This window comes from Azospirillum lipoferum, from assembly GCF_024170005.1.
Classification (GTDB): Bacteria; Pseudomonadota; Alphaproteobacteria; order Azospirillales; family Azospirillaceae; genus Azospirillum; species Azospirillum lipoferum.
This window is the reverse complement of record NZ_JALJXJ010000009.1, coordinates 167,595-192,290: the sequence shown is the minus strand read 5'-3', so window position 1 is coordinate 192,290 and position 24,696 is coordinate 167,595. Positions and strand designations below refer to the sequence as shown.

Here is a 24,696-nt window from a genome sequence, read left to right as displayed (position 1 = left end):
TGGCGTACCCGGCTTTAGGTCGCCTGTGACGGGAGCGGACGGATGGACGGCGGGATGATCGCGACGACAGATACTCTGGTGCGCTTCACCGGGGTGCAGAAGACCTACGATGGCGAGCATCTCGTGGTGAAAAGCCTCGATCTCGACATTCGCAAGGGCGAATTCCTGACGCTTCTCGGGCCGTCGGGGTCGGGCAAGACCACCACGCTGATGATGCTGGCCGGGTTCGAGGTGCCGACCCACGGCGAAATCTTCATCGGCGACCGGCCGATCAAGAACATGCCGCCGCACAAGCGCGACATCGGCATGGTCTTCCAGAACTACGCCCTGTTCCCCCACCTGACGATCGAGGAGAACGTCGCCTTCCCGCTGTCGGTGCGCGGCGTTCCCAAGGCCGAGGTCAAGGAGCGGGTCAAGGCCGCGCTCGACATGATCAAGCTCGGCAACCTCGCCAACCGCCGTCCCGGCCAGCTGTCCGGCGGCCAGCAGCAGCGTGTGGCTCTTGCCCGCGCCCTGGTCTTCAACCCGGCCCTGGTGCTTATGGACGAGCCGCTGGGGGCCCTGGACAAGCGCCTGCGCGAGCATATGCAGCTGGAGATCAAGCGCCTGCACGAGACGATGGGCCTGACCGTCGTCTACGTCACTCACGACCAGGGCGAGGCGCTGACGATGTCCGACCGCATCGCGGTCTTCAACGACGGCATCGTCCAGCAGATCGACCGCCCGGATGCGCTGTACGAGCGGCCGGTGAACAGCTTCGTCGCCAACTTCATCGGCGAGAACAATGTTCTGAGCGGCGTTGTCGAAAATATCGAACAGGGCTGGGCGCGGGTCGCGCTGGATGCCGGCGGTTCGGTGGTCGCGCAGGCGGTGAACATCGGCGGCGCCGGCAACCGCACCTCGCTGTCGCTCCGTCCCGAACGGGTGGCGATCGAGACCGGCGACAGCGGCGACAGCAGCATGAACCGGCTGCCGGCGACGCTGACCGACCTGATCTATCTCGGCGACCACACGCTGGCGGTGCTGAACACACCGGCCAACCCGGAATTCATGGTCAAGCTGCCGGCCGGCTCCTACGCCGGTCTGGTGCCGGGCCAGGATGTCTACATCGCTTTCCGCCCGGAGGACTGCCGGGCGCTCGATCCGGTCTGAGGACGTGGTTCTCAGAACCAGGGTGCCTTCCAGCAATAACGACCACGACGAATAAGGACGGGGATCATGTCGAAGATTAAGGTGGCTCTCGGTTTCGCTGCGACCTTCACCGCCCTCACGGCCCTGTCATCGGCGGCCAGCGCCCGCGACCTCACCGTCGTGTCGTGGGGCGGCGCCTATCAGGACGTCCAGAAGAAGGTGTATTTCGAGCCGTTCAAGGCCACCGGCACGCCGATGAGCGACGAGTCCTGGGACGGCGGCGTCGGCGTCCTGCGCGCCAAGGTCCAGGGTGGCGCCTCCACCTGGGACGTCGTCCAGGTCGAGAGCGAGGAACTGGCTCTCGGCTGCGACGAAGGCCTGTACGAGAAGCTGAACTATTCCAAGATCGGTGGCGAGGACGCGTATCTGCCGTCCACCGTCAACGCCTGCGGCGTCGGCGCCATCGTCTATGACTTCGTGCTGGGCTACGACAAGGACAAGTTGAAGGACGCGCCGAAGGGCTGGGCCGATTTCTTCGACACCAAGAAGTATCCGGGCAAGCGCGGCCTGCGCCAGGGCGCCAAGACCACGCTGGAAATCGCGCTGATGGCCGACGGCGTGGCGCCTGCCGACGTCTACAAGGTGCTGGGCACCGAGGCCGGCGTCGACCGCGCCTTCAAGAAGCTGGACACCATCAAGAACGACATCGTCTGGTGGAAGGCCGGCGCCCAGCCGCCGCAGCTGCTGGCCTCGGGCGAAGTGGCGATGACCTCGGTCTACAACGGCCGCATCGACGCCGCCAACAAGAAGGAAAACAAGAACTTCGGCATGGTGTGGAACGGCGCGCTGTTCACCATCGACAGCTGGGTCATCCTGAAGGGCAGCCCGAACCAGGACGCCGCCTACAAGTTCCTGAACTTCGTCGGCAAGCCGGAGAACCAGGCCAAGCTGTCCGAAGGCATCGCCTACGGCACCTCGAACAAGAAGGCCCCGGCGCTGTTGCAGAAGGCCGTTCTGGCCGATCTGCCGACCTCGCCGGACAACATGAAGAACGCGATCGAGATCAACACCGACTTCTGGCTGGAGAACATCGACCGCCTGACCGAACGCTTCAACAAGTGGGCGGCGAAGTAAGCTTTGTCTGAGGACCGCCCTATACCCCCTCTCCCCCCGCTCACGCGCAAACGAAGTTTGCACTGACGCGACAGGCGGACCTCCGGTCCGCCGAAAGCGGGGAGAGGGTCGGGGTGAGGGGGACGCACAGTGGCACGCATCGGGCCGATAAGCGCCTCCCCCACTATGCTTTCCGGCGGATTACTACCCGCCCTTCGGTGACCGGACGCCACGCGTCCCCCTCACCCTAACCCTCTCCCCGGGGGGGAGAGGGGATGGCGCGCAAGCGCCTTCTGCGTCTTCTCAACAGGACAATGCCGATGACAGCCGCCTTCGTTGCCGGCGCCGACGTGCCGTTGAAGCGTCGATTGAAACGGGCCGAGCGGGCCCGGCAGTTCCGTGCGCTGGGTCTGGTGCTGCCGCTGCTGGCCTTCCTGCTGTTCACCTTCGTCGTGCCGCTCGCCGGCATGATCTGGAAGTCGGCGGACGACTGGGAAGTGCCGCAGGTGATGCCGCAGACCGTCGCGGCGCTGAAGCAGTGGAACGGCCAGGGACTGCCCGACGAGGCCGCCTTCGCCGCACTCGCCGCCGACATCCGCACCGCGCGCGAGGCCGGAACGCTGGCCGTCGCGGCCAAGCGGCTGAACTACATCATCAACGGCTACCGCACGACGCTGCTGTCGACCGGCCGCAAGCTGAAGGAGCAGCCGGCTCCCGGCACCGCCAAGGACACGCTGATCGGCATCGCCCCGGCCTGGGGCGAGCGCGAGAGTTGGACCGCGATCAAGAGCGCCAGCGGCCCGGTCACCAGCTATTACCTGCTGGCCGCGGTCGACCTGACCCGCAACGCGGACGGCGCCATCGTGGCCGCCCCGCCGGATCAGGCGATCTACCGCGATGTCTTCATCCGCACCTTCACCATCGGCTTCGGCGTCACGGCACTCTGCCTGATCCTGGGATTCCCGGTGGCCTATCTGCTGGCAAACCTGCCGACCGGCCGGTCGAACCTGCTGATGATCTTCGTGCTGCTGCCCTTCTGGACCTCGCTGCTGGTGCGCACCTGCGCCTGGATCGTGATCTTGCAGAGCGAGGGCATCGTCAACGGCTCGCTGCAATGGCTTGGCGTGATCGACGAGCCGCTGCGGCTGATCTACAACCGTTTCGGCGTCTACATGGCGATGACCCATGTGCTGCTGCCCTTCATGATCCTGCCGCTCTACAGCGTCATGCGCGGCATCTCGCCGGCCTACATGCGGGCCGCCGCCTCGCTGGGCGCGCCGCCGACGACCGCCTTCCTGCGCATCTACCTGCCGCAGACCATTCCGGGGATCGGCGCCGGCTGCCTGCTCGTCTTCATCCTGGCCATCGGCTACTACATCACGCCGGCGCTGGTCGGTGGGGCCGCCGACCAGATGATTTCGTCCTTCATCGCCTTCTACACCACGGAAACGGTCAACTGGGGCCTCGCCTCGGCGCTGGGTGCGGTTCTGCTGCTCTCCACGCTGGTGCTGGCGCTGGTCTATGGCAAGCTGGCGCTCGGCCGCCAGACGACGGGAGGTCTGAAGAATTGAGCGCGAACCACTCCCCCCAGACCGCCAGCCAGCGCATCGCCTGGGTCACGACGGTGGTCGCCGCCACGCTGGTGTTCATCTTCCTGATGGCGCCGATCCTGGCGATCGTGCCGCTCTCCTTCAGCTCCAGCACCTATCTGACCTATCCGCTGCCCGGCCTGTCGCTGCGCTGGTACGAGGATTTCCTCGGCTCGGCGCGCTGGATGAACGCGCTGAAGAACAGCGTCATCATCGGCGTGGCGTCGTCCATGCTGTCGATGGCGCTGGGCACGCTGGCCTCTCTGGGTCTGGCCCAGTGGAAGAGCAAGTGGAAGCCGCTGGTGCTGGCCGTCGTGCTGTCGCCGATGGTGGTCCCCGTCGTCATCACCGCGGTCGGCGTCTATTTCTTCTTCGCGCCGCTGGGTCTGACCGGCAACTATCTCGGTCTGATCCTGGTCCACACCGCGCTGGCGACGCCCTTCGTCGTCATCACGGTGTCGGCGACCCTGCAGAGCTTCGACATGACGCTGGCGCGCGCCGCCGCCTCGCTGGGGGCGCCGCCGCTGCTGACCTTCCGCAAGGTGATCCTGCCGCTGATCCTGCCGGGTCTGGCGTCGGGTGCCTTGTTCGCCTTCGCCACCAGCTTCGACGAGGTGGTGACGGTGCTGTTCCTCGCCGGGCCCGAGCAGCGCACCCTGCCGCGTGAGATGTTCAGCGGCATCCGCGAGAACATCAGCCCGACCATCACCGCGGTGGCGGTGGTGCTGACGGTGATCTCGGTCTGCATGCTGTCGACGCTGGAACTGCTCCGCCGTCGCAACGAGCGGCTGAAGGGGAATGCGGAGTAGGGGAGTGTTTGGGGGAGGGGCTTGTGCTCCTCCCCAACCCGCTCACAGATAGGGCGGTGTGCAGGCGCTGATCAGTTCGCACTCCACCTCGCCGATGTTGCGGAAGCGGTGGCTCACGCGGCTGTCGAAGAAATAGGCGTCGCCGGGGCCGAGCAGCTGCTTGCGGTCACCCACCGTCAGCTCGATCTGGCCCTTGATGACGATGCCGCCTTCCTCGCCCTCATGCTGGAGCATGGTGCGACCGGTGTCGGCGCCGGGGGCGTAGCGTTCGTGGAGGATTTGCAGGTTGCGGCTGCGCAGGTCGCCGACCTGCCGGAAGGAAATCTGGCCGACCGTGCCCTTCAGCTCGCCAGCCAGCTCGATCAGTTCGCCGCCCTTGAAGAAGATCTGCTCGGGCGGCGGCAAATCGTCGGAGGAGAAGAATTCGGCCAAGGTCATCGGGATGCCCTGAAGCACCTTGCGCAGCGACGAAACAGACGGGCTGCTGCGGTTCTGCTCGATCAGGGAGATCGTGCCGTTGGTCACTCCGGCTCGCTGGGCGAGCGCCCGCTGGGACAGCCCATGCTGTTCGCGGATCTGCTTCAACCTGGCGCCGACATCGAATTCCATCACCGGACTCCTGCTCCACTTCCATTAAGGCAATAGCCCATTCGCGCAACCCCGTCATCAGAATATGAACAGTTAAACAGGGGTTGTTTAATTTATTAAACATGGTAGGCTCTCTCCAAGGTCCAGGCCCCCGCGCAGGAAACCCTTGAACAGCAAGGGCATTTTCGCCGGGTGCGGCCGGCCGGTTCCACATTCCTTCATCCAGGGCGGATCGAACATGCTGTCGCTGAACGACCAGGGCCTTCTCCGAACCAAGGGCTACGTGAACGGTGCGTGGCGCGCGGCCGATTCCGGGAAGAGCTTCCCGGTCACCAACCCCGCCACCGGCGCCGTCATCGCAGACGTGTCCGACATGGGCGCTGCCGAGACGCGCGAGGCGATCGACGCCGCCAACGCCGCCCTGCCGGGCTGGAAGGCCAAGACCGCCAAGGAGCGTGCGGCCATTATGCGCCGCTGGTATGAGCTGATCCTCGCGGCGCAGGAGGATCTGGCCCAGCTGATGACCGCCGAGCAGGGCAAGCCGCTGACCGAATCGCGCGGCGAGGTGGTCTATGGCGCCTCCTTCATCGAGTGGTTCGCGGAAGAGGGCAAGCGCGCCTACGGCGATGTCATCCCGACCTTCGCCGCCAACAAGCGCATCGTCGTGCTGAAGGAGGCCATCGGCGTCGTCGCGGCGATCACGCCGTGGAACTTCCCGAACGCCATGATCACCCGCAAGGTGGCTCCGGCGCTGGCCGCCGGCTGCACCGTGGTGGTCAAGCCGGCCGAGGACACCCCGCTGTCCGCCCTGGCGCTGGCCGAGCTGGCCGAGCGCGCCGGTTTCCCCGCCGGTGTCTTCAACATCGTCATGGGCCAGGATCCGGCGGCCATCGGCAACGAGCTGACCCACAGCCCGATCGTCCGCAAGGTCAGCTTCACCGGCTCGACCGAGGTCGGCAAGCTGCTGATGCGTCAGGCCGCCAGCACGGTCAAGAAGGTGTCGCTGGAGCTGGGCGGCAACGCCCCCTTCATCGTCTTCGACGACGCCGACCTGGACGAGGCGGTCAAGGGCGCCATGGCGTCGAAGTACCGCAACGCCGGCCAGACCTGCGTCTGCGCCAACCGCCTGCTGGTCCAGGCCGGCGTCTATGACGCCTTCGCCGCCAAGCTGGCCGAGGCGGTCAAGGCGCTGAAGGTCGGCGACGGCACCGAGCCGGGCGTCACCCAGGGTCCGCTGATCAACGCCGACGCCATCGCCAAGGTCGAAGAGCTGATGGGCGATGCGCTGGAGAAGGGCGCCACCGTCGCGCTCGGCGGCAAGCGCCACGCGCTGGGCGGCACCTTCTTCGAGCCGACCATCCTGACCGGCATCACCACCGAGATGCGCGTCGCCCGCGAGGAGATCTTCGGCCCGGTCGCCCCGCTGTTCAAGTTCGAGACGGAAGAGGACGCCATCCGCATGGCGAACGACACCGAGTTCGGGCTTGCCGCCTATTTCTACAGCCGCGACATCGGCCGCGTCTGGCGCGTGGCGGAAAAGCTGGAATACGGCATCGTCGGCATCAACGAGGGCATCATCTCGACCGAGGTGGCCCCCTTCGGCGGCGTCAAGGAGTCCGGCATCGGCCGCGAAGGCTCCAAGTACGGCCTCGATGATTTCATGGAAGTCAAATATCTCTGCGTCGGCCTCGGCGCCTGACTGTCGTCAAAGGAAAACAGACCATGAGCACCAACCAGTCCTTCGTCGCCCGTCGCGAGGCCGCCGTCTCCCGCGGCATTTCCGCCGGCATGCCCTTCTACATCGACCGCGCCGAGAATGCCGAGATGTGGGACGTCGAGGGCAAGCGCTTCATCGACTTCGCCGGCGGCATCGCCGTGCTGAACACCGGCCATCGCCACCCGAAGGTGATGGAGGCGGTGAAGGCCCAGCTCGACCGCTTCACCCACACCTGCGCGATGGTCACGCCCTATGACAGCTTCGTCGAGCTGGCGGAGAAGCTGAACGCGCTGGTCCCCGGCCCGACGCCGAAGAAGACCGCCTTCTTCACCACCGGCGCCGAGGCGGTCGAGAACGCCGTCAAGGTCGCCCGCGCCGCCACCGGCCGTCCGGGCGTGGTCGCCTTCTCCGGCGGCTTCCACGGCCGCACGCTGCTGACCATGGGCCTGACCGGCAAGGTCGTGCCCTACAAGGTCGGCTTCGGTCCGTTCCCGGCCGAGATCTTCCATGTGCCGTTCCCCAACACCTACCGCGGCATCAGCGAGGCGGAGAGCCTGAAGGCGCTGGACACCCTGTTCAAGTCCGACGTCGATCCGGCCCGCGTCGCCGCGATCATCATCGAGCCGGTGCAGGGCGAGGGCGGCTTCAACATCGCCAGCCCGTCCTTCCTCCAGTCGCTGCGCGCGGTCTGCGACAAGCACGGCATCGTCATGATCGTCGACGAGATCCAGACCGGCTTCGCCCGCACCGGCAAGATGTTCGCCTTCGAGCATGCCGGGATCGAGCCGGACCTCGTCACCATGGCGAAGAGCCTGGCCGGCGGCTTCCCGCTGTCGGCGCTGACCGGCAAGGCGGCGCTGATGGATGCCCCGATCCCCGGCGGCCTCGGCGGCACCTATGCCGGCAGCCCGCTGGCGACCACCGCAGCACTGGCCGTCATCAACGTCATCGAGGAAGAGAAGCTGGTCGAGCGCAGCGAGCAGCTCGGCGAGCGCATCGCCGGCCGCTTCCGCACCATGGCCCAGCGCAACAGCCTGTCGGTGATCGGCGATGTCCGCAACCTGGGCGCCATGGTCGCCATGGAGCTGGTGACCGACCGCGAGACCAAGGAGCCGGCCGCCGACCTGACCAAGGCGCTGGTCGCCAAGGCAGCGGAAAAGGGCCTGATCCTGCTGTCCTGCGGTACCTACGCCAATGTCATCCGCATCCTGGTCCCGCTGACCGCCTCGGACGCCCTGGTCGATGAAGGCCTGGACATCATCGAGCGTTCCCTGGAAGAACTGGTGTCGGCGTAACAGGCTCGTTTTCCCGCCTGTACCCCCCTCTCTCCCCCAGGGAGAGGGAAGGGGCCCAAGCGAAGCTTGGGAAGGGTGAGGGGGACGCATGGCGAGGATTATCAAGCAGCGCGGAGCGCCGGCTTTGCCGCTGGCGCTCCGCAATGCATCCCCCTCACCCTGACCCTCTCCCCAGGAGGAGAGGGGACTTGAGGGCGGGAGAGGGCAATAACACCAACAGGAGGAAGACCTTGGCCGGACCCTTGTCGCACATCCGGGTGCTGGAGCTGTCGCGCGTGCTGGCCGGGCCGTGGTCGGCGCAGACGCTGGCCGATCTCGGCGCCGACGTGATCAAGGTGGAACGGCCGGGTGCCGGCGACGACACCCGCGCCTGGGGGCCGCCCTGGGCCGGCGATCAGTCCGCCTATTTCCTCTCCACAAACCGCGGCAAGCGGTCGATCACCATCGACTTCGAACGGCCGGAGGGTCAGGAGCTTGTCCGTAGGCTCGCCGCCCAGGCCGACGTGGTCATCGAGAATTTCAAGGTCGGCGGGCTGGTCAAATACGGCCTCGACTATGACAGCCTGAAGGCGGTCAACCCACGGCTGGTCTACTGCTCGATCACCGGCTTCGGCCAGACCGGGCCATACCGCAACCGCGCCGGCTACGACTTCATGATCCAGGGCATGGGCGGGCTGATGAGCATCACCGGCCAGCCTGATGGCGAGCCGGGCGGTGGTCCGGTCAAGGTCGGCGTCGCGGTGACCGACATCTTCACCGGCCTCTACGCCACCATCGGCATCATGGGGGCGCTGGCCCACCGCGACCGCACCGGCGAGGGGCAGCAGGTCGATCTGGCATTGCTCGACGTGCAGGTGGCGGTGCTGGCCAATCAGGCGATGAATTGTCTGGTCGGCGGCAAGGCGCCGCAGCGGCTCGGCAACGCCCATCCCAACATCGTGCCCTATCAGGCCTTCGCCACCCGCGACGGCCACATCATCCTGGCGGTCGGCAATGACGGCCAGTTCGCCAAGTTCTGCACGGTCGCCGGCCGCCCCGATCTGGCGAAGGACGAACGCTACGCCACCAATCCGGCCCGCGTCGCCAACCGCAAGGAGCTGGTCGCCCTGCTGGAGGAGCTGATCCGCACCCGCGACAGCCAGGACTGGCTGAGTGCCTTGGAAGAGGTCGGCGTGCCCTGCGGCCCGATCAACGATCTGGCGGCGGTCTTCGAGGATCCGCAGGTGAAGGCCCGCAACATCCACCAGGATCTGCCGCACCCGACCCAGGGCAGCGTGCCGACGGTGGCGAGCCCGATCCGCTACAGCGGCACCCCGCTGGTCCACGACACCGCCCCGCCGACGCTGGGCCAGCACACCGACACGGTGCTGGCGGACTCTTTGGGGCTGGGCGAGGCCGACATCGCCGCCCTGCGTGAGAAGGGCGTAATCTGAGCGTCGGATCGACGTGCCGGAAAGCGCTGACTTTCCGGCACCATCGTCAGAACTCGGTCACCACGGTCACCCCGGCGCCCTCGAACCTGTCCATGGTCGTCAGTGCGTCGATCGACTGCTCCAGCGTGATCGTCTTGCCGATCAGCTTCTCGGGCGCCAGCTTCCCGGACCGGATCATCTCCATCATCGCGCCGTAACGATGGGCCTGCATGCCGTGGCTGCCGAGGATCTCCAGCTCATTGGCGATGACCCGGCTCATCGGAATGGCCGGCGTGCTGTTCTCGGCCAGCATCAGGCCGACCTGCACATGCTTGCCGCGCTTGCGCAGGTTGCTGATCGAATTGAAGCAGGTGGCGGGGTGGCCCAGCGCGTCGAGTGAGACATGGGCGCCGCCGCGCGTGATCTCGATGACCGCTTCGGCGACCTCCCCGACCTCGGACGCGTTCACCGTGGCGACCGCGCCGAGCGCGCGGGCCAGGGCGAGCTTGTCCTCCGAGATGTCGATGGCGACGACGTTGGCGCCGACCGCGTTGGCGATCATGATCGCCGACAGCCCGACGCCGCCGCAGCCATGGACCGCCACCCACTGGCCGGCCGAGGTCTTGCCCTGGTCGACGACGGCGCGGAACGAGGTCACGAAGCGGCAGCCGAGGCTGGCGGCGGTGGTGAAGTCCATCGTCTCCGGCAGCCGCACCAGATTGATGTCCGCCTGATGGAGGCCGACATATTGGGCGAAGGACCCCCAATGGGTGAAACCGGGCTGGAACTGCCGGTCGCAGACCTGATGATTGCCGGAATGGCATTCGGGACAGGCGCCGCAGCCGCCGACGAACGGGACGGTCACCCGGTCGCCGACCTTCCAGTGCGTCACGTCCCTGCCGACCGCCTCGACGATGCCGGCCAGCTCGTGGCCGGGAACATGCGGAAGCCGGATGTCGGTGTCATGGCCGACCCAGCCATGCCAGTCGCTGCGGCAAACCCCGGTCGCCATCACCTTGACGACGACGCCATGCGGCTCCGGCGTCGGATCGGGCACGGTCATGATCTGGGGCGGCGCGGAAAATGCCTCGTAGACCACCGCTTTCATCGGGCTCTCCTCCTGGGACGTCCCGGCATTGTACGGCCGACCGCCTGAAATTGCCTTTCAATCCGCGATTGATCGTTCCGGAAATGTGAAGCAGTCTTTCAGAAATGGGAGATTTTCTGAAAGACTGCTTCGAAATGGATACGCTTGATAAAATCGATGCCGCGATCGTGGACCAGCTTCAGCAGGATGGCCGCCTGTCCAACGCCAAGCTCGCCGAGCAGTTGTCGCTCAGCGAAGCCTCCTGCTGGCGCCGCCAGAAACGGCTGGAGGACTGCGGCGTCATCAAGGGATATCAGGCGGTTCTCGACCGGCGGAAGCTGGGCTTCGGCGTGATGGCCTTCGTGCAGATCGTCTGCACGCAGCATGGCGAGGACGTGACCGCGGCGTTCGAGCGGATCATCCAGGACTGCCCCTATGTGCTGAGTTGCCACAACACGACCGGCGAGGCGGATTTCCTGCTGATGGTCGTCGCGCGCGATCTCGACGATTACAGCGGGTTCGTCGACAAGGTTCTGCGAAAACTGCCGGGCGTCGCGAGCATCCGTTCGAACCTGTCCCTGCGCGAGATGAAGGCGACGAACAGGCTGCCCGTCATCGGGTAGAGCGGAGATCGCGCCATGCCTTTGCGCAATCTCCGATCCTGTACGATGCCGGGGCGGCGCTTTCGTGAAGGGACGCGGCATCAGGCCGCGCGGACACCCCGGAGGAACTCGTCGACCGCGGAGCTGAGCGTCCTGGCTTCGCGCGACAGCTCTCCGGCGGCGTCCAGCACCTGACCCGCCATGCTGCCGCTGAGGCTGGCGGCCTTCTGCACCTCGATGACGTTGGTGGAGACCTCCATGGTGCCGGAAGCCGCCTGGGTCACGTTGCGCGAGATTTCCCCGGTCGCCGCGTTCTGCTCCTCGACCGCCGAGGCGATCGCGGTGGCGATCCCGCTCATCCGAGTGATCGTCGCACCGATCCCCTTGATCGCGTCGACGGCTTCGGTGGTCACCGCCTGCATCGTCGCGATCTGCGTCGCGATCTCGTCGGTCGCACGGGCGGTCTGGGTGGCGAGATTCTTCACCTCCGAAGCGACCACGGCGAAGCCCTTGCCGGCGTCGCCCGCCCGCGCCGCTTCGATGGTGGCGTTCAGCGCCAGCAGGTTTGTCTGGCCGGCGATGCTCTGGATCAGGTTCACCACCTCGCCGATCTTCTGTGCGGCGTTCGCCAGACCGGCGACGGTGTCGTTGGTCCGTTCCGCATCCTTGACCGCCTGGGCGGAGATCTGCGACGAGGTGCTGACCTGCTTGGAGATTTCAAGCAGCGATGCCGACATCTCCTCGGTGGCGGCGGCAACGGTCTGGACGTTGGCGGAGGTCTGTTCGGCCGCGGCGGCAGAGGCGCTGGCCTGATGGCTGGTCTGCTCCGCCGTTCCAACCATCGTCGTGGCGACCGACTGCATGTTGCCCGATGCCGTGGCGACGCTTTCCACCACACCCTTGACGCTGGCTTCGAAACTCCGGGCCAGCGCCGCCATCGACGCCTTGCGGTCCGCCTCGGCCTTTGCCTTCAATTGCTCCTGCTCGGCCTCCAGACGGGCATTCTCGATGGCGTTCCGCTTGAACACCTCGACGGCCTGCGCCATGGCGCCGATCTCGTCGCGGCGCTCCTGGCCCTCGATCTGCACGCCGTTGTCGCCGGCGGCCAGCCGTCCCATGACGGCGGTCATGCCGCGGATCGGCGTGGCGATGCCGCGCGACAGCAGGATGCCGGCCGTGATCGCGAGGATGATCATGGCCCCGCTGCCGGCAAAATTGACGATATAGGAGGTGGAGAAGGCTTGTGCCTGATCGGCTGCGCGCTTGTCGAGGAGATCGCGTTCCGCCTTGTCGATCTCCGCGAGTTTGCTGCGCAGACCGTCCATCGACACCTTTCCCACACCGGAGGCCGCCAGAGCGCGGGCCTGCTCGCGGGTTTCAGGCTTCGCCATCAATTCGATCTCCTTCTCGGCGACCGTGGTCAACCACGTCTGATAGAAGCGATCGACCTCGGCGAAGCGGGCCTGCTGCGCCGGGTTGTCCGCCGTCAGCTGCTTCGCCTTTGCAAAGGTCTCGGCGTAGCGGCGCCGGCCCTCCCGGTACGGATCGAGGAACTTGTCGTCGCCGGAGATCAGATAACCGCGGACGCCGGTCTCCTGGTTCACCGCGGATCCCAGAATCCTGGAGACCTCTTCGAGCACCTCGTAGGTGTGGGTCGTCCAGCTACTCGACGTCTCGATGAACGAAAGCTTCGAATGGCTGGAGAAAGCGACGGCCAAGGCGATTGCAACCATGGATGCAAATGCGCCAGAGATTTTCTTGGCAATCGACAGGTTTGCAAGGTTGAACATTGTCTCATCCTCTCCCAATCCATACGCCAAGAGTGCGTTGGTGGTTTTGCATCTTGTGATAGTAGAAACAGAAGAAAACAAACTTCAGTTGGTGTTTTCGGTAGAAGGTTTTGTGAAGTATTCTGAGCGCAAAATTAAAGAGTAGTTAATAAGTCATATCCGGATGATCATTGATTCATCTCGTTGATATTTCCGAAATCTGGAGGGATATCCGTCTATTTTGCGGTCATCTGTAAGAAAGCGTCTGAGCCCGCAACCGAATGCTCCATAATCTTGGATGATAATTTCGTGGCGCAGATATTTTGTTCCACGGCGGCGAAAACCTGCGGTGTCGCCCTGGAACGATCTCCGCGGTCAGGCTCGGGACGGGAAGAAAGGCGGTGCCCCGCCTTGCTCGGGGCGCACCGGCGTCAGTCGGCACGCGCCAGTGCCCATTCGTCATCGCTCCCGTCCCTCAGGCAGGGGTTGCGTTCGACCGCCATTCCCGCAATATCGCTCGCCCACAGGTCCGATCGCGGTCTTCAGCCTGCGACTCCTGCGGTTCACGCGTTAAACAACCCCCGAGAGTTGTCCATGACCGCGGCCCCCGCGACCGACACCCGCCCCGGCATCCTGATGATGCTGGGCGGGATGACGCTTTTCACGCTGAACGACGCGCTCGGCAAATGGCTGGTGGCCGACCATCCGGTCGCCATGCTGCTGGCCGTGCGCAGCCTGTTCGGGCTGGCGGTGCTGGCGCCGATGATCTGGCGCGAGGGTGTCGCCGCGGTCTTCGCCGTCGACCGGCTGCCGCTGCACATCCTGCGTGTGCTGCTGATGACGGTGGACGTCGCCTGCTTCTACTGGGCGGTCGGCTACCTGCCGCTGGCCGACGTGATGACCATCTACATGTCGGCGCCGCTGATCGTCACCGCCCTGTCGGTGCTGGTCCTGCGGGAGAGCGTCGGCTGGCGCCGCTGGGTGGCGGTGCTGGTGGGGTTCCTCGGCGTCGTCATCGTGCTGAACCCGACCGGCCGCTTCGACCTGTGGCCGTCGCTGGTGGCGCTGCTCGGCGCCTTCATCTTCTCCTGCGGCGTGATCTCCACCCGCGTCCTGCGCTCCGCCTCCAGCCTGACGCTGGTCGGCAACCAGATGGTCGGCGGCCTGCTGATCGGCGGGGTGACGCTGCCCTGGAGCTGGGAGGCGCCGGGCTGGCTCGGCTTCTTCCTGCTCGGACTGCTGGGCGTCACCGCGCTGGCCGGCCACGCCATGATGAACCGCTCGCTGCAACTCAGCCCCGCCGCGGTGGTGGTGCCGTTCCAGTATGTGTCGATCCTGTGGGCGGTGGTGCTCGACCTCGCCGTCTGGGGCACCACGCCGACCGCCCGCATGGGGGTGGGGGCGGCGCTGATCATCGGCAGCGGCCTCTACATCGTCTACCGCGAGCAGCGCCTGAAGCGTGGCGTCGCGTCGGAAGGGGTGGCGGAGGTGCCGTGAGGCGCCGCCCCACCCCCCAAATCACCCCCCGAAATAGCGCGGCACCAGCCTGACCGTCACCGGTTCCACCGGGCGCCAGCCATAATCGTGGATGATGTCGTTGGACTCCACCGGCCGACGCCCGTCCGCCAACGACCATGTGATGTGGTAGGTGGAGCCGTCCGGCCGGTCGCTGGTACCGTCGATGGCGACGACCAGCGCCTGCACCCCTTCGCCGTCGTCGGCGCAGCCGATCACCTCGGCCTCGGTGGCGGTCGGCAGCGGCTCGTCCGCGCCGGCACCGAACCGATAGGTCACATGGTGGGCGACCAGCCTCTCGTAATGCGGCGGGACCTGGGCCAGCAGACGGTCACGCTCCTCCGCCGGCAGTTCCCATCCGCTGTATCCCGATCCCATCACCCGACTCCCCGAACTCCAAGGCGCCGACACGAACTCAACGCCGGCCGCCGTTCATGATCCCGTCCATGATCTTATTCGCTTCGGCCGGTCCGGCAATCAGCTCGATCATGCGGATGGCGGTGTAGCCGGTGCGGGCGTTGCCGGCGGGGCCGCCAAGCGCCTGCTGCGCCTTCTCCGTCAGCGAGGCGGTGGTCTTCTGCGTCACCTCCCGCAACTCGCCGCGCAGCCCCAGGGAATCGGCGATGGTCGCGCATTTGCGCAGCGCCCGGGCGTGGTTCTCCGCCTGAGCCAGCTGCGCGCGTCCCTCGCTGGACCCAATGGCGCCGTTGTCCAGGGCGCCGACCGCGGCGACGATGCCGGCGTCGGCGTCCTGCAGCACCTGGTTCTTCACCATGGCGTGGACGGAGTTGCGGACCTGCTTCAGCCGCTGGTCGAACTCCTTGTTGCGGCTGTGCTCCATCGCCGTCCGGGTGGCGTCCAGGCTGGCGACGAGGTCGAGCGCCAGATCGGCCACCGCCATGCGGTCGCTGGCCTGAGTGTCCTGCCAGAGGCGGGAACGGTCCTCGATCTGGGCCACCACGGTGCCGCTCAGCTGCATGAACAGGGTGGCACGATCAGCCGATTTCTGCCCCAGATCCATGTCCCACAGCCCGCTCAGCAGAACCGACGGGTCGGTCAGGCGCGAGGCGGCCAGCAGCACGAAAATCTTCAACGCCTCCGGGTTGGCCCGGGAAATCCGGCGGCCGATGGACTGGATCGCCTCGACATGGTCGCCATGCAGCTTCGGCACCGGCTTGGGCGACAGCGCCGCCTTCAGCTCCGCCACCTCGGGGGCGATCGACAGGATGGTGGCGATGTCGGCCAGCGCCCGCGTCCGGCTGGGATTCATCCGCAGGTCGAGCGCTTCGCTGAAATGCCCGGCGACCGCCCCCTCGGCGATCTTCGCCACCGCCGCCGCGCAGTCCGCCCAGAAGGCGTCGGTCAGCGCCTTGCGCTCCGGCCCGTCGTGGAGGGCGGGGCGGTAGGCACGCAGCCGCTCCTTGCCGACCTGCGCCTCCACCAGCGGCCACAGGCCGTTCATCAGCGACCGTTCGATCACGCTGAGCGGCACCGGATCGGCCTTGCCCAGCGCTTCGAACAGATCCTCGAACGGGTCGCAGAACAGCCGCTTCAAGGTCGGCCGGCGGTGCAGCCGCAGCTCGACCAGCCGGGGGCGGATCACGGCGATGGTGCGCTGGATGTCGGGATGGTCGTTCATCTGCTCCAGCAGAGTGACGACCTGACGGAACTTGGCCTCGTCGATGTCCAGAAGCTTGTCGCCCAGCGCGACCAGATCCCTCATCTCCATGGTCAGGCCGCCTTCCCTTTGATCGTCTCGATCCGCATGACCAGATCGACATCCAGCTGCCCGCTGCGCCAGTCGACATAGGCGCGCACCGAGCGCTTGTGGCTGGAGATCAGTTGGTCGGCCAGCATCGACTGGTCGGCGCGGCCCTCGTCCTTGGGCAGCAGGGGGATGACGCGGAAGATGTCGTGGACCGCCATGTCCTGGGTGTAGCGGTCCTGGGTCAGCGCATCGCTCCACAGCAGGATCAGATATTCCCAGCCGTCGAGCAGCCAGGACAGCCGGCTGCATGCCTTGCGGATCTGCGGACGCTTGGTCTCCCACTGGCGCAGCAGCGCCTCGAAGGACGCCATCGCCTGATCCAGCTGGCCGATGACGTTGCGGGCATGGTTGACCGTGTGTTCCGCCACCTCGGCGCAGAAGCCGCCGATCGGGGCCGCTTCCGACACATTGTCGGTCGCCCAGTCGGTCATGCTGTCGCGGAATCCGTTCAGGTCGCGCATCAGCCGCCGCAATCGCGCCGGCTTGGGCGAGCTGGCCAGCCCGATGGCCTCCATCATCACCGCCAGCTCGGCGATGCGGCCATAGAGTTCGGTCGGCTCCAGCGCCAGACGCTGCGCCGCCTTCATCATCAGGTCGCGCGTCAGCTTCTGCCCCTCGGCGGAGGTCAGGCCGACCCGCAGGATCTCCGTCGATTCCAGGCCGACCGCCTTCAGCGCCTCCACGATCAGCTGATAGTTGATCAGAAGCCGCTGGTCCTCGTCGTCGCTCAGCGCCGCTTCGGCCGCCGCCACCGCCCCGCCGCCGGCCAGCCCGCAGCGCGCCGCCTCCAGCACCGCCTTGCGGATGTCGTCGGGCGAGCAGCCGTCGGCCTTGGCGATCAGGTCGTGCAGCATCCGGTCATGCACGGTCATCGGGAAGGCCAGCGGCAGCGACTTCCATGGAACCACATAGACGCCGCGCCCTTCCGACAGGTTGGGCACCAGCACCTCCAGCTGGTCGCGGCTGTCCTTGCGCACGCGGGTCTGGGCCAGGACCGGCGTGGTGAAGGCCACGGCGGCACCGCGTTCCTCGAAGGTGGACGGGGCGAAATTGGTCAGGGAACGCATCGTATCCTGCGGCCATGGCTGCGGGGTGGTGTCGGAGTCTGGTCGTCGTCGATTACGGCGCTGCGATACTGAATTTTGCGTTAAATCCAATATAAGCGGCAACGGGAATATATCACCTTCGGACAGTCTGGCCGGATCTCTTGCGGTAATCCCCTGCTGCGGCCCTCGCTGTTCCGTCCCCTCGTCCGTTGTCAGGGAAGAGGACGGTGCGGGGAGGGCGGGGGGATGAAAGCGGGTGCGGGATCGGTGTTGAAATGGATCGGCTACGGCCTGCTCGGCCTCGTCGGTCTGGTCGTCGTCGGCATCGGCGCGGTGCTGCTGCTGTTCGACTGGAACGACGCCCGCGGCTTTGTCGCCCGCCATGCCTCCGCCGCGCTGAACCGCGAGGTCGCCATCGACGGCGACCTGCGCGTGCATCTCGGCAACCCGATCCGCATCCATCTGGAAGGGCTGCGCGTCGCCAATGCCGAATGGGCGCAGGACAGGACGATGGCGGAGATCCAGGCGCTCGACGCCACGCTGCGCCCCTGGCCGCTGCTGCGCGGCGACTGGGAACTGCCGGAGCTGAAGGTCCAGGGGCCGAAGCTGATCCTGGAAAAGAACGACAAGGGCGAAGCCAACTGGAATTTCGGCCCGCCCAATGCCGAGAAGGCGGTGGCGAAGGAAGCCGCCACCCCCGACGACCGCGGCGACATCCCGGTGATCGAGCGGCTGCTGATCGCCGACGGCCGGCTGCGCTACCGCGACCCCACCAGCGACATCGACATCGACAACAGCATCAACACCGCGACCGGCGGCAACGACAGCGACACGGTGCAGCTGAACGGCAAGGGCAGTTTCGCCGGCAAGCCCTTCACCCTGGCGGTGGAGGGCGGCTCGCTGCTCACCCTGCGCGACGACCCGAAGCCCTACCCGCTGAAGATCGACGCCGCCGTCGGCAAGACCAAGGGCCATATCGAAGGCTCGGTGGGCGAGCCGGTGAAGATGGAGGGCGTCGACCTGTCGGTGGCGCTCAGCGGCGACGACATGGCGGAGATCTTCCCCATCGTCGGCATCCCGACGCCGAAGACGCGGCCCTATTCCATCTCCGGCCATCTCGGGCGAGAGGGCAAGGTCTGGACCTTCCGCGGCATGAACGGCAAGGTGGGCGAGAGCGACCTGTCCGGCGACGTGCTGGTCGACACCGGCGGCGACCGGCCGATGGTGAAGGCGGATCTGACCTCCAACCGGCTGGCGGCGCTCGATCTCGCCGGACTGATCGGCGCCTCGCCCCGCGGCGCCGGCGATTACCCGACGCGCGGCAACGGCCGCGTCATCCCGGCGACGCCGATCCCGGTGGAGAAGCTGCGCAACACCGACATGGACGTCCGCCTGCGCGGCAAGCGGGTGGAGGCGCCCTTCGCCCCGCTGGAAGGGCTGGACATGAAGGTCAGGCTGGCGAACGGCGACCTGCATGTCGATCCGCTGACGCTCGGCATCGGCGGCGGCCGGATCGCCGGCACGGTGCAGCTCGACGGCAGCGGCAAGGTGCCGGCGATGCGCACCAACCTGGACATCCGTTCCATGAAGCTCTCCGCCTTCTTCAGCGAGACCTCCTTCGCCGGGCAGATCGGCGGCACGGTGGCCGGGCGCATCCAGCTTGCCGGCACCGGCAAGACGGTGGCCGACCTGCTGGCGACCTCCGACGGCAAGATCGGCGTCGCGGTGGACGGCGGGCGCGTCACCAGCCTCGCCGTCAAGGGGCTGAAGACCAACATCCTGGAGACGCTGGGGGTGGTCATCTCCGGGTCGAAGCCGATGCCCTTCAACTGCCTGGTCGGCAACATGGCGGTGCAGAACGGCATCGCCCAGGTCGAGGCGCTGGTGCTCGACACGCCGGAAACGCTGGTCACCGGCAAGGGCCGCATCAGCCTGCGCAACGAGGCGCTGGACCTGCGCATCGTCGGCGATTCGAAGTCGCCGCAGGTCTTCGCCACCCATGTCCCGGTGCTGGTCGGCGGCACGCTGGGCGACCCGGACATCGGCGTCGATCCCACCGAGTCGGCGGCGCGCGGGGCGGCGGCGGTGGCGCTCGGCGTGCTGCTGACCCCGCTGGCCGGCGTGCTGCCCTTCCTTGACCCGGGCAGTGATGAACAGCCACAGTGCGGCCGGCTGGTGCGGGATGCCCGGTCCCCCGACAAGGGGGCGCCGGCCTCCGGCAAGTCGGGCAATGGCCGTGGAGACGGGACGGCGTCGGGTTCGGCGCGCTGACCGGACGACGATCCGCGTTCCCCTGTCCGATCCGGCTCCGGACTACAGGATAAGGACGCGTCCCCTCCCAATGACCATCGACCAGATGTTATCGTTCGGGATCATCGGCGCGGTGATCGCGCTGCTGATCTGGGACCGGCTGCGCTACGACCTCGTCGGGATGATCGCCCTGCTGACCTCGGTCGCCGCCGGGATCGTGCCGGCCAAAGAGGCGTTCCAGGGCTTCTCCGACGACATCGTCGTCATCGTCGGTTCGGCCCTGGTGGTCAGCGCCGCGGTCGGCCGGTCGGGCGTGGTGGAGGCGGCGATGCGCCCGCTGACCGCGCGGATGACCGGGGTCTGGACCCAGGTGGCGGTTCTGGCCGGGGCGGTGACCATGCTGTCGGCCATCGTCAAGAACATCGGCGCGCTCGCCATCTTCATGCCCATCGCCCTCCAGGTGGCGCGGCGCACCGGCACGCCGGTGTCTATTCTGCTGATGCCGATGGCCTTCGGCTCGCTGCTGGGCGGACTGATGACGCTGGTCGGCACCTCGCCCAACATCATCGTCTCGCGCGTGCGGGCGGAGATGACCGGCGAGCCCTTCCACATGTTCGATTTCACGCCGGTCGGGCTGGTGATCGCGCTGTTCGGCGTCGCCTTCCTGACAGTCGGCTACCGGCTGCTGCCGAAGGGCAGGGCGGCGGGGGCCGGCCCCGCCTTCAACATCGACGACTATACGGCGGAGGCCCGGCTGCCCACCGGCTCCCAGTTCGTCGGCCGCACCGTGGCGGAGCTGGAATCCTTCGGCGAGAGCGAGGTGACCGTCGCCGCGATCGTGCGCGAGAATTACCGCCGCTATGTCCCGTCGGGCCATTGGGTGCTGTTCGCCGGCGACATCCTGGTGCTGGAGGGCGACACCACGGCGCTGGCCGATCTGGTCAAGCGCGCCGGCCTGCGCATGATGCACGACAAGGACCAGGAGGGGGTTGAGAACGAGGACGACATCGCCGTGGTCGAGGCGGTGGTGGAACAGCGCTCCGCCATGATCGGCCGCAGCATCGAGGAGGTGAACCTGCGCGAACGGTTCGGCGCCAACCTGCTGGCGCTCAGCCGTCGCGGCCGGCCGATCCGCCAGCGGCTTCGCCGGGTCCGCCTTCAATCGGGCGATCTGGTGGTCCTGCAATGCCGGCAGGCCGCGGTGTCCGACACGCTGGCCGAGCTGGGCTGCCTGCCGCTGGCCGAACGCAACCTCGCCATCGGCCGAACGCCGAAGCGGGCGGTGGCGGTTGCGGTGCTGGGTCTGACCGTCACGCTGGTCGCCACCGGGCTGGTGCCGGTCGCCCTCGCCTTCTTCGGGGCGGCGGTGGCGATGACCGCGCTGAAGGTGGTCAGCCTGCGCGATGCCTACGAGGCGATCGAATGGCCGATCCTGGTGCTTCTGGGATCGCTGATCCCGGTCAGCGAGACCCTGCGCACCACCGGCGGCACCGAGCTGATCGCCGGCTTCCTGTCGCAGGCGGCGCAGGGCCTGCCGCCGGTGGGGGCGCTGGCGATGATCATGGTGGCGGCGATGGCGGTAACGCCCTTCCTGAACAATGCCGCGACCGTGCTGGTGATGGCGCCGATCGGTGCCAGCCTCGCCACCCATCTGGGGCTGCGCCCCGACGCCTTCCTGATGGCGGTGGCGATCGGGGCGGGCTGCGACTTCCTCACCCCGATCGGCCATCAGTGCAACACGCTGGTGATGGGGCCGGGTGGTTACCGTTTCGGCGATTACTGGCGGCTGGGCTTGCCGCTGTCGATCATGGTGGTGATCATCGGAACGGCGGCCATCGCCCTGTTCTGGCCGCTCATCCCGCGATAGCCGGCCCCGCTGCCGCTCAGGGCTGCCGGACCTTGCGGACGAAGGCGTCGACTTCCCCGCTCAGTGCTGCGCTCTGGTTCGACAGGGTGTCGGCGGCGGCCAGCAGCGTGTCGGCGGAGCGCCGCGTGCGGTTGGCCGCGTCGGTGACGCCGTCGACAGTGTCGGACACGCCCCGCGTGCCGCGGGCGGCCTCCTGCGCGTTCCTGGTGATCTCCTGGGTCGCGGCGCCCTGCTCCTCCACCGCCGAGGCGACGGCCACGGTGATGTTCGAGATGTTGCCGATGGTCCGGGTGATCCCGTCGATGGCCTGAACGGCCTGGGCGGTCTCCTCCTGGATGGCGCTGACCTGGGCCTGGATGTCCTCCGTCGCCTTGGCGGTCTGGTTGGCGAGATTCTTCACCTCGCTCGCCACGACGGCGAAGCCCTTGCCCGCCTCGCCGGCACGGGCCGCCTCGATGGTGGCGTTGAGGGCGAGAAGATTGGTCTGGCTGGCGATCACCTGGATCAGGTTGACCACGTCGCCGATGCGCTGTGCCGTGGCGGCGAGCCCCTTCACGCTTTCGTTGGTGCTGTTGGCCTCGCTCACCGCATCCCTGGCGACCGAGGAGGCGCTGGACACCTGACGGGCGATCTCGGCGACCGAAGCGGCCAGCTGCTCCGCCGCCGCCGCCACACCCTCGACATTCGTCGTGGTGTGGAGGGCGGCTGCCGACATCGTGTCCGACTGGCGGGACGCGTCCTGGGCGGTGGTGGACAGGTTGCGCGCATTCTCCTGAACGCTGCCGGTGGCGGCGCGCACCTCGGCCACCATGCGGGACACCGACGCCTCGAACTCGTCGGCCAGCCTGGCCATCGTCCGCCGCTTCTCCTCCTCTTGGAGCCGGTCCCGCTCCTGTTGGGTGGAACGGGCCGTCTCGGCCTCCTCCAGACCGCGTTTGAAGATGTCGGTGGCGCGCGCCATCTCGCCGATCTCGTCGCTCCTTTCAAGGAAGGGGATGGACACGCCATGCTCGTTGCGGGACAGGCGGTTCATGGCGACCTTCAGGGCGTGGAGCGGGGAGGAGACCCTCACCATCAGGATCCAGCCGGCCAGAGCCAGGATGACGCCCAGCAGGGCCAGCGTCGTCACGGTGACCATGTGGTAGAAGGCCACGTTCCGTTCCGCGGCGTCGATCGCCCCCTGCGTGCGCTGTTCCAGCAGGACGTAGAATTCGTCGACCGGGGCCATGATCTGCGATTTGAAGGCGTGGTATTCCTTCGAATGCATCAGGTTGCGGGCGAGTTCGAAATCGGGGTCCTTCTTGACGGTGTAGTTGCCGCGCCCGTCGTCGAACTGTCCCTTGACCGCGTTCATCGCCTTGGTTTCGAGTTGAACCAGGCCGTCGGAATTGGCCTGGGCCTGCTTGAGTTTTCCGAACTCGGCCGCGGTGAAGCCGGCCTGCTCCATCAGGGTCTGGAGCGGGACCGTCGGCCCGTCGGCGCGCGGCTTGGTGCCGGATGCGGCGACGAAATCCCAATAGATGCGGTGGTAGGCCAGTGGGCGCGGCTTCTGCCCGTTGCGGATGGCGAGCACATCCCAATACTGGGTTTCGTATTTGGCATCGCCGGTGACGACATAGGTGCGGGCGAGCCGTGTCAAATCATCGGAGCTTTGCCGAAGTTCATCGGCCAGCAAATATGAATTGTATCTTGTCGCCTGTGCAGCCGTCAGGGATTCGTTTGCTTTGCTTAAAAGAAAGAATGACAGGATGTTGGCGGAAAAAGCGGCAATCAGGAGTGGCGCCATGACAAAGATTGTTTTCCTGACAGACAGCTTCATTCGCGCGGCTCCTCTCTGGAATATCAGTGTCTGAGCATTTGAACTAGGATTACGGTAATGTTGTAATCAAGGTGTGTCATCAAGTTTCTACTGTGAGCGTATGAAACATGCTGTATGCACCGTAATGAAAGAGTTAAAATTCTCTTGAACGGCAACATCCGTACATTGCGGGGATCAGTGAACATGCGCCACATGCCGGCTTGCTCGGCAAAGCGCAAGGGGGGCAGGGCATTTGGAAGCGGTCTTCCGGGCCATCGCATCGAGAGTGGCCGGACCCCGCCGCGGCCACCCGCTTTGCGCCACAGTTTCGCCCCACCGCTTTGCGATATTCCGTCACCTGCCAGTCTGATGTAGGCTTTTGCCATCGCAAGGCCCACGAACCGGCTTGGCCGGACAGGAGGCTGATATGTCGGTGTGGCGCCGGTATCTGGTGAAGGACGTGACCGGCCGGCTGGTCGATCTGCCGAGCAGCCTGCTCGACCGTGCCGACGACGGCACGGCGCCGCTGCCGCATTTCGCCGGCCGCTGTGTGGAGGTGGTGGCGGCGGTGATCGTCGGCGACCACAAGGCCCACGCCCGCGTCACCGAACTGGCCTTCACCAAGCTCTATTTTGACCAGATGGGGTATGTCGACGCCGCCAAGCGCGAGCGGATGATCCGGCTGATGCTGGAAAGCTGTGCCGACCGCCGCTGTCCCCCGCCGCGCCAGGGAGCCGCCCAGGGCAACTGCGCCCACCTGTCCCGCCGCGCCGTCGCCGCCCGCGACCAGCTGATCCGCGAATTCGGCTGGGAACCCAAGCCCGACGAGCGCGACGCCGCCCTCAGCCGCCTCGATCCCGCCCGCCTGCGCACCGCCCCGCCGGAACCGGTGCCCACTCTGCATTGACGATCCCCCACTCCCGCAAAGGAGTGGCCCCCCTTTTCGACCCGCGTCCGCCGGCCCATATGCAGACGAACGGAAAGCATGGAGCTTGGCGAACCGCAGATGAGTCCTCCCGATACCGCCCAGACGCTGTCTTTCGCGCGCGTGCGACAGCTGGCCCTGATCGGCGCCGGATGCACGATCATCCTGCTCGGCCTGCTGATCGCCCCCCTTCCCGGTCCCGGCGGCCTGCCGGTGATGCTGCTCGGCGGCGTGCTGGTGCTGCGCAACTCCGCCGATGCCCGCCGTCTGTTCGTACGGGGCAAGCGCCGCTACCCCCGCATGTTCAGCCCGGTCGAGCGCATCCGGCAAAAGCTGCGCAACCGCCGCCTGCGCAAGATTTACGGCGACTGAACAAGGGGAGCGCGCCCGCGCCTGCCGGGCGGGCGGTCTCCCG

At 66.8% G+C, this 24,696-nt stretch carries 21 protein-coding genes; 14 read left to right on the top strand and 7 right to left on the bottom strand.

Annotated elements, in window-relative coordinates; translation table 11 throughout:
* The first annotated feature begins 42 nt into the window (after positions 1 to 42).
* The 4 genes from J2848_RS20800 to J2848_RS20785 all read left to right on the top strand — a co-directional run bounded on the left by J2848_RS20800 (position 43) and on the right by J2848_RS20785 (position 4,642).
* Positions 43 to 1,152: an ABC transporter ATP-binding protein gene (locus J2848_RS20800; RefSeq protein WP_149233136.1), complete on the top strand. Its 1,110-nt coding sequence runs from the start codon at positions 43 to 45 to the stop codon at positions 1,150 to 1,152.
* A gap of 66 nt (positions 1,153 to 1,218) precedes the next feature.
* Positions 1,219 to 2,265 carry an ABC transporter substrate-binding protein gene (locus J2848_RS20795; RefSeq protein WP_149233135.1) on the top strand — a complete coding sequence of 349 codons (1,047 nt, stop codon included), beginning with the start codon at positions 1,219 to 1,221 and terminating at the stop codon, positions 2,263 to 2,265.
* A 299-nt stretch (positions 2,266 to 2,564) separates the two neighbouring features.
* Positions 2,565 to 3,815 carry an ABC transporter permease gene (locus J2848_RS20790; protein WP_149233134.1) on the top strand — a complete coding sequence of 417 codons (1,251 nt, stop codon included), beginning with the start codon at positions 2,565 to 2,567 and terminating at the stop codon, positions 3,813 to 3,815.
* Complete coding sequence (locus tag J2848_RS20785; protein ID WP_170307139.1) at positions 3,812 to 4,642, top strand: ABC transporter permease; 831 nt, start codon at positions 3,812 to 3,814, stop codon at positions 4,640 to 4,642. The genes J2848_RS20790 and J2848_RS20785 overlap by 4 nt, the downstream gene beginning before the upstream one ends.
* Before the next feature lie 42 nt (positions 4,643 to 4,684).
* Here J2848_RS20785 and J2848_RS20780 read toward each other — a convergent pair whose 3' ends face one another.
* A complete protein-coding gene (locus J2848_RS20780) occupies positions 4,685 to 5,251 on the bottom strand; it encodes a cupin domain-containing protein (RefSeq protein ID WP_149233133.1) in 567 nt (188 codons plus the stop codon).
* Positions 5,252 to 5,468: 217 nt separating this feature from the next.
* Here J2848_RS20780 and J2848_RS20775 point away from each other — a divergent pair, with 217 nt between their 5' ends.
* From J2848_RS20775 to J2848_RS20765, 3 genes are all read left to right on the top strand, one after another.
* Positions 5,469 to 6,929: an NAD-dependent succinate-semialdehyde dehydrogenase gene (locus J2848_RS20775; RefSeq protein ID WP_211103237.1), complete on the top strand. Its 1,461-nt coding sequence runs from the start codon at positions 5,469 to 5,471 to the stop codon at positions 6,927 to 6,929.
* A 23-nt stretch (positions 6,930 to 6,952) separates the two neighbouring features.
* A complete protein-coding gene (gabT, locus tag J2848_RS20770; RefSeq protein ID WP_149233132.1) occupies positions 6,953 to 8,242 on the top strand; it encodes a 4-aminobutyrate--2-oxoglutarate transaminase in 1,290 nt (429 codons plus the stop codon).
* 230 nt (positions 8,243 to 8,472) lie between these two features.
* Positions 8,473 to 9,675: a CaiB/BaiF CoA transferase family protein gene (locus J2848_RS20765; protein WP_149233131.1), complete on the top strand. Its 1,203-nt coding sequence runs from the start codon at positions 8,473 to 8,475 to the stop codon at positions 9,673 to 9,675.
* Between the two features lie 46 nt (positions 9,676 to 9,721).
* Here J2848_RS20765 and J2848_RS20760 read toward each other — a convergent pair whose 3' ends face one another.
* Positions 9,722 to 10,762 (bottom strand): zinc-dependent alcohol dehydrogenase family protein, encoded by a 1,041-nt coding sequence (locus tag J2848_RS20760; protein WP_149233130.1) that lies wholly within the window; start codon positions 10,760 to 10,762, stop codon positions 9,722 to 9,724.
* A 134-nt stretch (positions 10,763 to 10,896) separates the two neighbouring features.
* Between J2848_RS20760 and J2848_RS20755 the strand changes: the two genes are divergently transcribed.
* Entirely contained in the window at positions 10,897 to 11,364 is a 468-nt protein-coding gene (locus tag J2848_RS20755) for an Lrp/AsnC family transcriptional regulator (RefSeq protein ID WP_149233129.1), read from the top strand.
* An 80-nt stretch (positions 11,365 to 11,444) separates the two neighbouring features.
* Here the strand turns inward: J2848_RS20755 and J2848_RS20750 are convergent, their stop codons facing one another.
* A complete protein-coding gene (locus tag J2848_RS20750; RefSeq protein ID WP_342787969.1) occupies positions 11,445 to 13,076 on the bottom strand; it encodes a methyl-accepting chemotaxis protein in 1,632 nt (543 codons plus the stop codon).
* Between J2848_RS20750 and J2848_RS20745 the strand changes: the two genes are divergently transcribed.
* Both J2848_RS20745 and J2848_RS20740 read left to right on the top strand, forming a co-directional pair.
* On the top strand, positions 13,021 to 13,278 hold the full coding sequence (locus J2848_RS20745; protein ID WP_170307136.1) for a hypothetical protein: 258 nt from the start codon (positions 13,021 to 13,023) through the stop codon (positions 13,276 to 13,278). The genes J2848_RS20750 and J2848_RS20745 overlap by 56 nt on opposite strands.
* Positions 13,279 to 13,706: 428 nt before the next feature.
* Entirely contained in the window at positions 13,707 to 14,609 is a 903-nt protein-coding gene (locus J2848_RS20740) for a DMT family transporter (protein WP_149233127.1), read from the top strand.
* A gap of 21 nt (positions 14,610 to 14,630) precedes the next feature.
* Here J2848_RS20740 and J2848_RS20735 read toward each other — a convergent pair whose 3' ends face one another.
* From J2848_RS20735 to J2848_RS20725, 3 genes are read right to left on the bottom strand one after another with little or no spacing between them, the layout of a single operon-like run.
* Positions 14,631 to 15,005, bottom strand: coding sequence for a hypothetical protein (locus J2848_RS20735; protein ID WP_149233126.1), 375 nt, complete (start codon positions 15,003 to 15,005; stop codon positions 14,631 to 14,633).
* A gap of 37 nt (positions 15,006 to 15,042) precedes the next feature.
* Positions 15,043 to 16,356: a hypothetical protein gene (locus J2848_RS20730; protein ID WP_149233125.1), complete on the bottom strand. Its 1,314-nt coding sequence runs from the start codon at positions 16,354 to 16,356 to the stop codon at positions 15,043 to 15,045.
* Between the two features lie 2 nt (positions 16,357 to 16,358).
* Positions 16,359 to 17,462 carry a hypothetical protein gene (locus J2848_RS20725; protein WP_149233124.1) on the bottom strand — a complete coding sequence of 368 codons (1,104 nt, stop codon included), beginning with the start codon at positions 17,460 to 17,462 and terminating at the stop codon, positions 16,359 to 16,361.
* Positions 17,463 to 17,687: 225 nt separating this feature from the next.
* On the opposite strand from J2848_RS20725, the gene J2848_RS20720 reads away from it, so the two are divergent.
* The gene (locus J2848_RS20720; protein WP_149233123.1) at positions 17,688 to 19,712 is read left to right on the top strand and encodes an AsmA family protein; all 2,025 of its coding nucleotides are present in this window, start codon (positions 17,688 to 17,690) and stop codon (positions 19,710 to 19,712) included.
* Positions 19,713 to 19,782: 70 nt separating this feature from the next.
* Positions 19,783 to 21,558: an SLC13 family permease gene (locus J2848_RS20715; protein ID WP_149233122.1), complete on the top strand. Its 1,776-nt coding sequence runs from the start codon at positions 19,783 to 19,785 to the stop codon at positions 21,556 to 21,558.
* A gap of 16 nt (positions 21,559 to 21,574) precedes the next feature.
* Here J2848_RS20715 and J2848_RS20710 read toward each other — a convergent pair whose 3' ends face one another.
* On the bottom strand, positions 21,575 to 23,197 hold the full coding sequence (locus J2848_RS20710) for a methyl-accepting chemotaxis protein (RefSeq protein ID WP_246194037.1): 1,623 nt from the start codon (positions 23,195 to 23,197) through the stop codon (positions 21,575 to 21,577).
* Positions 23,198 to 23,783: 586 nt separating this feature from the next.
* On the opposite strand from J2848_RS20710, the gene J2848_RS20705 reads away from it, so the two are divergent.
* The gene (locus J2848_RS20705) at positions 23,784 to 24,263 is read left to right on the top strand and encodes a hypothetical protein (RefSeq protein WP_149233120.1); all 480 of its coding nucleotides are present in this window, start codon (positions 23,784 to 23,786) and stop codon (positions 24,261 to 24,263) included.
* Between the two features lie 99 nt (positions 24,264 to 24,362).
* Complete coding sequence (locus J2848_RS20700; RefSeq protein ID WP_149233119.1) at positions 24,363 to 24,653, top strand: hypothetical protein; 291 nt, start codon at positions 24,363 to 24,365, stop codon at positions 24,651 to 24,653.
* The last annotated feature ends 43 nt before the right edge of the window (positions 24,654 to 24,696 follow it).

Bases quoted from the DNA above. Each gene is read 5' to 3' on its own strand.
- J2848_RS20755 (WP_149233129.1), top strand. From the start codon at position 10,897: ATGGATACGCTTGATAAAATCGATGCCGCGATCGTGGACCAGCTTCAG.
- J2848_RS20705 (WP_149233120.1), top strand. From the start codon at position 23,784: ATGTCGGTGTGGCGCCGGTATCTGGTGAAGGACGTGACCGGCCGGCTG.
- J2848_RS20780 (WP_149233133.1), bottom strand. From the start codon at position 5,251: ATGGAATTCGATGTCGGCGCCAGGTTGAAGCAGATCCGCGAACAGCAT.
- J2848_RS20735 (WP_149233126.1), bottom strand. From the start codon at position 15,005: ATGGGATCGGGATACAGCGGATGGGAACTGCCGGCGGAGGAGCGTGAC.
- gabT (WP_149233132.1), top strand. From the start codon at position 6,953: ATGAGCACCAACCAGTCCTTCGTCGCCCGTCGCGAGGCCGCCGTCTCC.
- J2848_RS20725 (WP_149233124.1), bottom strand. From the start codon at position 17,462: ATGCGTTCCCTGACCAATTTCGCCCCGTCCACCTTCGAGGAACGCGGT.
- J2848_RS20730 (WP_149233125.1), bottom strand. From the start codon at position 16,356: ATGGAGATGAGGGATCTGGTCGCGCTGGGCGACAAGCTTCTGGACATC.
- J2848_RS20795 (WP_149233135.1), top strand. From the start codon at position 1,219: ATGTCGAAGATTAAGGTGGCTCTCGGTTTCGCTGCGACCTTCACCGCC.
- J2848_RS20700 (WP_149233119.1), top strand. From the start codon at position 24,363: ATGAGTCCTCCCGATACCGCCCAGACGCTGTCTTTCGCGCGCGTGCGA.
- J2848_RS20775 (WP_211103237.1), top strand. From the start codon at position 5,469: ATGCTGTCGCTGAACGACCAGGGCCTTCTCCGAACCAAGGGCTACGTG.
- J2848_RS20720 (WP_149233123.1), top strand. From the start codon at position 17,688: ATGAAAGCGGGTGCGGGATCGGTGTTGAAATGGATCGGCTACGGCCTG.
- J2848_RS20800 (WP_149233136.1), top strand. From the start codon at position 43: ATGGACGGCGGGATGATCGCGACGACAGATACTCTGGTGCGCTTCACC.
- J2848_RS20750 (WP_342787969.1), bottom strand. From the start codon at position 13,076: ATGGTTGCAATCGCCTTGGCCGTCGCTTTCTCCAGCCATTCGAAGCTT.
- J2848_RS20760 (WP_149233130.1), bottom strand. From the start codon at position 10,762: ATGAAAGCGGTGGTCTACGAGGCATTTTCCGCGCCGCCCCAGATCATG.
- J2848_RS20740 (WP_149233127.1), top strand. From the start codon at position 13,707: ATGACCGCGGCCCCCGCGACCGACACCCGCCCCGGCATCCTGATGATG.
- J2848_RS20790 (WP_149233134.1), top strand. From the start codon at position 2,565: ATGACAGCCGCCTTCGTTGCCGGCGCCGACGTGCCGTTGAAGCGTCGA.
- J2848_RS20745 (WP_170307136.1), top strand. From the start codon at position 13,021: ATGAACGAAAGCTTCGAATGGCTGGAGAAAGCGACGGCCAAGGCGATT.
- J2848_RS20715 (WP_149233122.1), top strand. From the start codon at position 19,783: ATGACCATCGACCAGATGTTATCGTTCGGGATCATCGGCGCGGTGATC.